The sequence below is a fragment of the Subtercola sp. Z020 genome, assembly GCF_002931235.1.
Classification (GTDB): Bacteria; Actinomycetota; Actinomycetes; order Actinomycetales; family Microbacteriaceae; genus Subtercola.
This window is the reverse complement of sequence record NZ_PSTT01000153.1, coordinates 1-1,290: the sequence shown is the minus strand read 5'-3', so window position 1 is coordinate 1,290 and position 1,290 is coordinate 1. Positions and strand designations below refer to the sequence as shown.

At 72.7% G+C, this 1,290-nt stretch carries 1 protein-coding gene; it reads right to left on the bottom strand.

Features of this window, described 5'->3' with window-relative positions:
- Positions 1–1,093 (bottom strand): FAD-dependent monooxygenase (locus C5B96_RS16935; RefSeq protein ID WP_104246526.1); only part of this gene is annotated, 1,093 nt, incomplete at its 3' end.
- Positions 1,094–1,290 lie beyond the last annotated feature (197 nt).

Sequence of the window (1,290 nt, the reverse complement as noted above, 5' to 3'; positions counted from 1 at the left end):
CAGCGGAATGGGCACCAGCCTCTCGATCACCGGCGCCTACGAGCTCGCCGGCGAGCACGTAGGCGCCGGTGATCGAGAGGCTGGTGCCCATTCCGCTGACGGGGGAGGCGCACCAGGCCGCGTCGCCGAGGAGGGCGACGCGTCCGCGCGCCCAGTTCGGGGCGTGCACCTGGCCGATCTGCTCGTAGTAGAGGTCGGTGGCTCCGGATGCGCCCGGGGCTCCGGATGCGCCCGCGGCCTCGGCGCCGCCGTCGAGGGCGTCGAGGATGCGTGGGACCTCCCATCCGACATCCGCGAACCGGCGGCGCAGGTGCGCCTTCTGCTCGGCGGGGGTACGCCGGTCGGCGTCTGCATCGTCTCCGTAGAGGATGGCTGAGAGGGTTGCGCGGATGGTGCCGTGCCGGTCGGGGCGGAGAGAGGCGTTCAGGCCGCCGGGGGCGTTGAACCAGTTCCAGAAGTCGGTGTCGTGGGGCAGGCGCGGGATGGTGAAGTACGAGGTCTCCATGCCGAGTGGGCGGAGGACGGATTCGTCGCCGAAGACGAGCCGGCGGGTGGAGGAGCGGATGCCGTCGGCCGCGACGACGAGGTCGAAGGTGCGCTCGCCGCCGTGTTCAAGGGTGACGGTGACGGCGGTGTTGGCGTCGGTGACGGCGGTGTTGGTGCCGGCGCTTCTGATGACGCCGGTGGCGCTAGGATCGTCGAGCGCGGTGATGCGGTCGCCGAAGATGTACTCCGTGCGTGCCTCGCTGGCGTCGACGAAGATGCGCGACAGGTCGCCCCGCAGTACCTCCAGTTCGGCTGTGGCGCCGGACGTGTCCGAGGTGGATGCCGGGAACTCGGCGACCGCGCGCCCGTCGTCGCCGATGAACCGGGTGCCGACCTCGCCGGTGGTCGCCGCGCGCACCGCCTCTTCGAGCCCGCCCCGCCGCAGCACCTCGCGGGCGGCGCCCCGCACGTCGATGTTCTGCCCGCCGGTGCGGAACTCGGGCGCCCGCTCGACGACAGTCGTCTCCCACCCGTACCGGTTCAGCCAGAACGCGAGGGCGGGCCCGGCGATGCTGGCGCCCGAGATGAGAACGCTGGGTCGGTTCATGGATGCGCCTTCCGCGGCTCGTCCGACGGGTTCGGGCGACGGCTCCCGAGCCTACGCGCCCGCCCCGCCTCCGCCCCCGGGCTTGCGCCCCGGTGCTATACCGAGGAGGTGGGCGCCGATGGCGACGTGGGGCACGGATCGCGGGTGTGGTCCTCGGTTGCGACGGTGGACCGGGTGGCGGGGTGGGCGCGTAGGCT